The 8,505-nt window shown below is 71.7% G+C and carries 4 protein-coding genes; all 4 read right to left on the reverse strand.

Annotated features, from left to right (window positions below):
• Positions 1 to 49: 49 nt before the first annotated feature.
• The gene (locus G6R24_RS15485) at positions 50 to 2,836 is read right to left on the reverse strand and encodes a tetratricopeptide repeat protein (RefSeq protein ID WP_163549961.1); all 2,787 of its coding nucleotides are present in this window, start codon (positions 2,834 to 2,836) and stop codon (positions 50 to 52) included.
• 71 nt (positions 2,837 to 2,907) lie between these two features.
• Positions 2,908 to 4,371 carry a hypothetical protein gene (locus tag G6R24_RS22545; RefSeq protein WP_225438581.1) on the reverse strand — a complete coding sequence of 488 codons (1,464 nt, stop codon included), beginning with the start codon at positions 4,369 to 4,371 and terminating at the stop codon, positions 2,908 to 2,910.
• A 2-nt stretch (positions 4,372 to 4,373) separates the two neighbouring features.
• Entirely contained in the window at positions 4,374 to 6,152 is a 1,779-nt protein-coding gene (locus G6R24_RS15500; protein WP_163549962.1) for a glycosyltransferase family 39 protein, read from the reverse strand.
• A 428-nt stretch (positions 6,153 to 6,580) separates the two neighbouring features.
• Positions 6,581 to 8,062 carry an NAD(P)/FAD-dependent oxidoreductase gene (locus G6R24_RS15505; RefSeq protein WP_163549963.1) on the reverse strand — a complete coding sequence of 494 codons (1,482 nt, stop codon included), beginning with the start codon at positions 8,060 to 8,062 and terminating at the stop codon, positions 6,581 to 6,583.
• Between the last annotated feature and the right edge of the window lie 443 nt (positions 8,063 to 8,505).

Below are 8,505 nucleotides of genomic sequence, written 5' to 3' on the forward strand. Positions count from 1 at the left end.
ACCACCTCGGCGCCGGCGAGCAGGTCGCGGACAGCGGTCAGGAAACCGGTCAGGGTGGATGGGCTTCGCCATTGAAATTTTCGTAGTGGAGAAGGCCGCGATGGAGATGTGGAGTTGCTTTTCCTGGTGATCCATTTTCGATGAAAGCGTCGGCGAGTCTTTTGCAGCTCTGGATGGTGGTTGGGTGATCTGGTCCGAGGGTTTTTTCGCGGCCGGTTAGAGTATGTTCGAGGGCGGGGGTCGCTCGTTCGGGCTGGCCGCTGTCGAGATAGGACCGTCCGAGTGCCTGGGCGCTTTCGAGGGTGTGCACATGGTTGGGGCCGAGGGCTTTGTCGCGTCCGTTGAAGGCCTGGTCGAGTTCGCGGATGGCGTCGTGGTAGCGGCCGGCCTGTCGGTAGGTGAGGCCGAGGCTGTGGTGGCTGTCGAGGGTCGCGGGGTGCAGGGGGCCGAGTACCTCTTCGCGGGCCTCGGTTACGGGTTCGGCGTAGCCGAGGGCGGCGGTGGTGGCGCCCATGCCGCGGTAGGTGACGGCGATCCGGTGAGCGGTGTCGAGGGTGTGCGGATGCTCGGGGCCGAGAACGCTGACCTGGGCGCTGTGGGTGGGGAGCAGGATCTCGGTCGCTTCCAGGCGGCGGCCGCCCTGAGCCATCACGGCGCCGAGGTTGTGGCGGCTTTCGAGGGTGTCGGGGTCGCGGTCGCCGAGGGCGGCTTTGCGGTCGGCGAGGTTCTGGGTGAACAGGGCCTCGGCGTTGTCGAGGTGGCCGGTTTTCTGGTAGACGCGGGCGAGGGTTTCGCGGCTGGCCAGGGTGTCGCGATGGTCGGGGCCGAGGAGGCGTTCGCGGTCGTCGGCGTTGCGTTCGGCCAGGGGGCCGGCCTCGGCGAAGTTGTCGTTGTTGAGGGCGGCGCGCAGGTAGATGTGGCGGGCGGCGAGCGTGTCGGGGTGGTCGGGGCCGTCGAGGCGTTCGCGGGCCTGGGCGGCGCGGGTCGCGAGCAGTTCGGCTTCGGCGGGCTGGCCGCGTTCGAGGCGGTAGGCGGCGGCGTGTTCGGCGAGCCAGGCGGTTTCGGGGGTGTCTTGGTCAGGGCTGGTGTTCTCCAGCACGGCCAGGGCGTGGGGGAGCAGCGTGTGCCAGGCCTGCCAGGTCGCCGGGTCGCCGACGACGTTCTCCGGCAGCGCGGCGTGTAGGAGGCGGCCGATGCTCGCGTTGAGGTGGGCGGCGTGGTCCGGGGTGGTGCGTCCACGTAGGACGGTGACCAGGACCGACGGTAGGTGCAGCTCGTCGCCCTGGTAGCGGACCAGGCCGTGGCTTTGGAGGTCGCTGACGGCGCGGGCGAGAACCCGGGGTCTGGCCGTCGCCGCGCGTAGCCCCTCGGCGGCCGCCGACCAGGGTGCGTCCGGGCTGGGTCCGTCCGGGCTGGGTGGGGTGGTGTTGCTGGTGAGGGCGTCTGGGTGGTCGCGTAGGAGCCAGAGGGGGAAGGGGGTGGCGGTGTCGGCGTGCGCGGCCAGGCGGAGCAGTTCGCCGGCGGTGGGGGCGTTCGCGTCGACGAGGCGGATCGACGCGTCCGACAGGGTGACGGCGGTGATGCCGGGGCGTCCCGGGGCTTCGCCTTCGGCGAGCAGGGCCAGCGGGTCGGCGCGTAGTTCGTCGAGGTAGTGGCGGGCCTGGAGGCTTTCGCTGATCATCAGGTGCGCCGCCTGGTCCAGCGCCTGGGGGAGACCGCCGAAGCGGTCGGCGATCTCGCCGGCGGCGGTCCGGTCGATGGCGGGGAGGCGGTCGGCGAGCAGCTCCACGGCGTGGGCGCGGTCCAGCGCCTCGGCGTGGATGACCTGGCCGTGGGCATCCCAGCGGTCGTCGCGGGAGGTGACGAGGATGCGGCCGTCGCCGGAGGTGGTCGGTAACCAGTCGGGTAGGGCGTCCCGGCTGGTGGAGGCGTCGACGACGAGCAGCCAGCGGCGGTGGCCGGCGTCCAACTGGGCGAGGACCGAGGCCGCCGAGGTCTCGGCGGGCAGGCCCAGCAGGGGTGCGGCCGCGCTGACCTGGTTGGCGATCTGATCGGTGCGGCCGGCGGGGACCCACCAGACCGCGTCGAAGTCGGCCCGGTACGCGCGGACGTACTCCAGGGCCAGGCTGGTCTTGCCGATCCCGGCGGTTCCCGTGAGGGCGACCAGCGGGCGGTCACCGGCCATGGCCTCGGTCAGCTGGTCGAGCTCCGGGCGGTCGACGAACCGCGCGGTCGGCTCCGGCACGTTCCAGATTTTTGGCAGTTCCGCGGGGAACATCGGCATGGGCCGGGGCTGGCCCACCAGCAGCGGCCGATCCGTGGACCGCGGCCCGGGGGGAGGTGCCTGGCCGGGCCGCCCCTCGACGATCGGAGCGGGGAAGTCCGGTGAGGCTGACGGCTTCTCCCGGCCGTCCAACGTCGCCCTGATGTCGGTGCGCAGACGCTCACGGGCCTCCGGCTCCGACAGTCCGAACAGGTCGAGGGAGACGACCGTGCTCAGCACCCCGACGGGGCGGAACTCCTCGACGCGAACGGGTATGAGCTTGCGCAGCGTTCCCTGCGGGTCCGCGGCCCAGGCGCTGCGCATCTCCTCCAGGCCGAACCTGGACCGCATGTACGCGGGGGACAGCACCGCGATCGTGCGCGCGGCGTGGATCATGCCCTGTTCCATCTGGTAGCGCCAGTTCGTGCCGGGTGTGGAGTCCCAGGCCTGGATCAGGACCTTGTAGTCGTTCTCCTCCAGGTGCCAGGCGATCCACGTGGCCCACGCCGCGTCGGCGCTGGTGTAGGATACGAAGAAGTCCCAGGTGAACCCATCGTGACGGCCCCGCTCCACGATGCACCATTATGTCGTACCGTGCCCAGGTGCTCACGTGCGGGCAGTCGTCGCCGGCCGTGGAGGTGGGGTCAGGGGACGTAGGCGAGGGTGAAGGCGAGGGTGGCGTAGAGGGTCATCGCGGCGGTGGAGGCGACCAGGGCCGCGGTGAAGATCTCGCGGCGGGTGGTCACCAGGGCCGCGACCAGCAGGAACGGGAAGGCGCCGTAGAGGTAGCGCTCGCCGGAGTCGAGGTTGCTGCCGGTGAGGACGGCGACGAGCACCAGGGTGCTCCACAGCGCGTACGACACCGGGAGCAGACGGTACATCACGATCAGGCCGACGACGGCCAGCAGAATCCACGGGACGTGCAGGGCGGTGCCGAGCTCACCGTGGAACGCGCCGGTGGCGGCCTGCCACAGCACCGAGAGCGGGTTGCTGGTGGCGCCGTGGCGGGCGGCGTCCCGCTGCATCGTGAAAGGCGCCAGGCCGTCCCCGTAGGTGTGCGCCGACCAGGCCACGTAGATCCCGGCGCCGACCAGCGGGGCGAACACCGCCACCACCCGCCAGCCCAGGGCCGCGCCGCGGCGGCGCCCATCCGGTCGCCACAGATCGCCGGGCGGCCCGGCCGTCACCGGGGACGGGGACGGGGACGCGGACGGCAGGGTGGACGCGGCCGTGGACGGGTCCGAGAACGCGGCCGGCGACGACGGGCCGGTGAGCGCCGCGGCGGCGGTGCGGTGCGAGGGCGAGGACGAGGACGCGGTCGTGGGGGAGCGGGGCACCGAGGCCGTGGACAGGGGCGGCGCGCCCAGACGGCGGACCAGGGGGAGCGCGGCGAGCCGGGAACCGCGGGTGGCCTCGATCGCGAGCGGGACGACGAGCAGCACCCCCAGTGGACGGCACAGCCCGCCGAGCAGGCCGGCGAGCGCGGCGAGTTCGAAGCGGCGGGTGCGGGCGCCGAGGAACACCGCGACGGCGAGCAGCCCGGCGACGGCCTCGGCGTAGCCCATGACCAGCACGAACGCCGGCGGGGCGAGCGCGGTGAACCAGATCAGACGCGAGGTGGCGTCCTCACCGAGGCCCTCGACGGTGGCCAGGCGCACCAGCGCCAGTGCCAGGCCCAACGCGCACACGTTGACGATCACCAGCAGGATCGGGCCCTCACGCCCGGCCGCGCCCGGCACCTGCGCCAGACCCCGCACCGCCATCGGTAGCAGCGGGAAGAAACGGCGGCTTTCCGCCCCGGCGTCGCCGTAACCCGACTCGGCGATCGTGCGGTACCAGCCGGCATCCCAGCCGAGCAGGCCGGTGGTGCGCAGGGTGAGGTTCTGGTCGCCCTGGGCCTGGTCGGCGATGAAACGGGTCATGGCCAGGGCCGCGCCGACGACGACCCGGGCGGCCAGCCAGGCGAGCAGCACCTCGCGCCAGCGCCACGGGTCCGGCCGCCTGCGTGCCCCGGTGTGGCGTCCACCGTCGCGCCGGCCGTCCCGCCGCGTCCCGCGTCGTTCGTCCACGACGACGGCGGACGCGGGGGTCGGCGGGGCGGCGGTCATCGTCAGGACGCCTGGAAGCGCAGCAGAGCGTAGTTCTCGTAGACCTTCGCCGGCAGGCCCTGCTTCATCACCTGGTCGGCGTGCGGACGGGCCTGCGCCAACGTGGTCTGCACCTCGGTGCACAGCTCCTCGTAGGTGCGGTACGCCCCGGAACCGGCGAGGAACACGGTGTGTTCGGGGCCGGCCTCGGCCAGGGCGCGCCGGGCGATCTCACGTCCGTCGGCGTTCTCGTTGCGCTGTTCGTAGTCGACCCAGTTGACCCGGTCCGGTGCGTCGTACGTCGGGACGACGTGCACCTTCAGCCACGGCGGGATGGTGCGGGCCAGGCCCGGGCCGATCTGGTCGGGGCAGATCAGCATCACATCGCCGGGATGGGCCAGCCGTTCCAGCACACCGGCGGCCTCGGCGGCCTGCGACCGTTCCCGGTGCAGGTCGGTGGTGCCCGCGAGCAGACCGATGGCCGCGGCGACGGCGATGACGCCCTGGAAGATCCGGCCGTGCCCGATGACGGTCGAGCCCAGGCCCAGGACCAGCAGGAACGGGACGAACGCGGTCGCGGTGTAGCGGTCAGCCCAGGCGTTGCCGACCAGCTTGCCGGCGGTGACCGCGACGAACAGGGTGCCGGTGGCCAGGAAGAACAGGGTGCGGCCGGGTTCCCGTCCGCGCAGGTCGATGAGCAGGAACCGGCCGCCGGTGGACTGCCCGGCGAGACCGGCCGCGGCCAGACCGGTGATCAGGAACAGCAGTAGCCGCCCGAGGGTCGTCGGACCGCCGGCCCACTGGCCGTACGCGTGGGAGATCGCCGCGTAGCTGGCCGGCTCGCCCCACGGGGTGCCGGTGTGGGCGAGTTGGTCGAAGAAGCTCGGCAGCCACGGCGCGAACACCAGCCCGCCGCCGACCAGCCCGATCAGCGCGTAGATCGGCCCCCGCCGCGCGGCCGCGGCCGACGACATGCCCCCCGCGGCGGACGCGGACGTCGCGCCCGAGGTGCCACGTCCTCCCGAGCGGTGGCTGCCGCCCCCCGAACGTCCCGTCGAACCGGTGGACGTACTGCCCGAAACCCCCGCGACCCCTGGCACCGGCGCGCCGGCCGGGCCACCGCGACGGGCGCGCCGGGCGCGATACCAGGGGCGGACGATCAGCAGGCCGAGCAGCCACACGCCGACGGTGACCAGCAGGTACAGACACCAGTAGTGGGTCAGCGCCAGGCCGCCGGCGGCCAGCGCCAGGCCGATCACCGACTTCACCGAGGGCGCCCGCAGCACCCGTTCGAGCGCCACCCCGCCCAGCGCCGTGAGCAGCACGATCAGGCTGTACATGCGGGTCTCGGTGCCGAAGTACAACGCGAACGGCGAGGTCAGGTACAGCACCACGCTGACCCGCGCGCCACGCTCACCGATCACCCGCCGCGCGAGCAGGTACAACGGCCAGGCCGCCGCGATGTTGACCAACGCCGACAGTGATCGCACCGCCACGGTGCTCTCACCGACGAGGGCGATCCAGCCGTGCAGCAACAGGTAGTAGAGCGGCGGCGAACCGTCCTGAAGCAGGCCGTCCCACATGGTGGTACCGGATCCGGACAGGGGCAGGCGGGCGATCGCCACGCTCTGCGCCTCGTCCAGCCACAGGGCCTGGGTGGCGGTGAACCGTACGATCACCGCGGCGGCGACGAGCGCGCCCACCACGATGGTGAACGCCCGCCCCGCGCGGTCGGATGCGTTGCCGACCTGGTCGACCGGTTCGGGCTTGTGCTCCGCCGGGCGCACCGCGACGTCCGTCACGGTAGTTCCTTCCGTCCACGTGGTCCGCGGTGCGGCGGGTCAGCCAGGCCGGGGTGTCCTCGACCGGCCGGGCAGGCCCGCACCCGCAGTGCTGGAATCGTGCGGGCTGGCCCTTCGGACGGGCCGCCCCGCATTCGGGCTGGTCCCGTCGTACGGGCTGGTTACGTCTGGCGGGCCCACGCGCCCGCGGGTCCGGACGGGTGCGGGGGGCAGGCCGCGGGTGCCGCCGGGCATGGGCCACCGACCGTCCGGCGATCCTGTGATCACCGAGCGGTGGGAGACCACACCCAGGCACCTATTCTGGCGGTGCCGGCCCGCCCCGGCTATTCCGGGGGCGGGCCGGCACCCCTATCTCGTCGCGTTCGCCGTCGAACCATCGGCGGCGGTCGGCGCGGGGCCGGCCGCCGGGTCAGGTGCCCGACGTCGGGTCAGCGCTTGGGGGAGGAGGCCTCTTCGTGGTAATCCTCGTCGACGTTGACCTCCCACACGTCGTGGTGGGTGCCGTCGACGATGTTCTCGACGGTGAGCAGCGCGGTCAGCATCGAATGGTCCTGGTTGTTGTACCGGTGCATGCCGTTGCGCCCGACCGGGTGCACGTTCGGCGTGTTCTCGGCCAGCCAGGCCCGAATGATGTCCACGTTCTTCTTGTACTCGGTGTCATAGTACGGGTACGCCTTCGGCATCCGGACGACGTAGCCCGTCTCGACCTGGCTCGCCCGGATCAGGCCGAGTTCGACCAGTTCCCGGGTGCCGAGTGCGATGAGGTCCTCGTCCGAGCTGCTCCAGGTGTCGTCGCCCTCGAAGACGAAGTACTCCAGGCCCAGGCAGGTCTTGCCGTCCTTGACGAGATACGGCGACCAGGACGCGAAGTTCTGGATGCGGCCGACCTTCACCGTGGGCGCGTGGATGTAGATCCAGTTGTCCGGGAATCCGGCGGACTCCGGCACGACCAGCGCCACGGTGAGGAAGTCGCGGTACTTCAGCGCGTTCGCCGCGGCGAGCACGTGTGCCGGTGCCGGCGGGTCCATCACCTTCACCAGCGACGAGAACGACATCGACGAGATGAACTCGTCGCCGGTGTACTGGTACTCGCTGCCGAGGTCGGTGCGCGACGACTCGGGCGCACCCGCGCCCGGCCCGTACCCGCCGATGACCTCGGTGGTCAGCCCGGTGGCACGGCCGTTCTCGTGGTGGATCTTACGGACCTTCTCCTCGAAGACGACCCGCCCACCCTGCTTGACGATCTTGTCGGTGGCGGTCTCCCACATCATGCCGGGCCCGTACTTGGGGTACTGGAACTCCTCGATGAGGGACGTGATGTCCTTCTGGTTCTTCTTCGGCAGCACCGCGTTGACGATGGCGTTGAACATCGATAGGCTCTTGATGCGCTGCGCCGCCCAGTCCGAGGGCATCTCGTTGACCGGAACTCCCCAGACCTTCTCCGTGTAGGTCTTGAAGAAGGTGCGGTACAGCCGCCAGCCGAAGCGGGCGACCAGCCAGTTCTCGTAGTTGCTCTGGTCCTTCGGCGGGCGCACCCGGGCCGCGGCGTAGGAGGCGATGCAGCGCGCCGCCTCGACCACACCGAGGTTGCCCAGCGCGTTCGCCGGCTTCAACGGGTAGTCGAAGAACTTGCCGTTGTAGTAGATGCGGCTCGAGCGCGGCCGCATCAGGAAGTCCTCGTCGGGGAGGATCTCGTGCCAGAGCTTCTCGACCTCGGGGACCTTCGTGAAGAAACGGTGGCCGCCGATGTCGAAACGCCAGCCGTCGCGCTGCGCGGTACGACTGATTCCACCGACGACCGAGTCACCCTCGATAATCGTCACGGGCACGTCCCGTTTCACCAGCTCCCAGCCGGCGGTCAGGCCAGCTGGCCCGGCCCCGATGACGACTACCTCTGGCTTTTCGGTCACTGTGCCGGACCTCTCCTCAACACACCTGCATGGTCACTCCCGCGCCGGCGCCGGTGCACCGGACCATGGGGGCGCCGGACCCTGGGGCCGGCTACCGGGTGAGTGTTGCACGTGTACGGCTGTGATCCACCCGCACCCCCTCGCCGTTCCAGGACAGCCAACCGTGGTACGCGAGTCGTCCGGCCCGACCCCGCACCGATCCCCCGGGACGGGGGTGGTCGGCCGCTCTGGGATCGTGCGGTGGTGAGCACGGTGCGCCGGTGCGGCGCGTGACGCCCCGTCGCGGTGCGGCGCGGGACGCGGGCCCCACCCCGGCCGTGCCCGCCGCCGGGCCGGTGACCGGCGGATCCCGTCCGGTGCTGGCCGCGGTCCTGGTCAGCTGGTGCGCGCTGGCCTGCGGGATCGCGGCCAAGGACGGCCGCTACGGCGCCTGGGCGATGGCC

Origin of the sequence: Candidatus Frankia nodulisporulans (genome assembly GCF_902806475.1) — a bacterium.
In the GTDB taxonomy this organism is placed as follows: Bacteria; Actinomycetota; Actinomycetes; order Frankiales; family Frankiaceae; genus Frankia; species Frankia umida.

Excerpts from the sequence above, each read along its gene's own strand:
- G6R24_RS22545 (WP_225438581.1), bottom strand. The coding sequence starts at position 4,371 with ATGACCGCCGCCCCGCCGACCCCCGCGTCCGCCGTCGTCGTGGACGAA.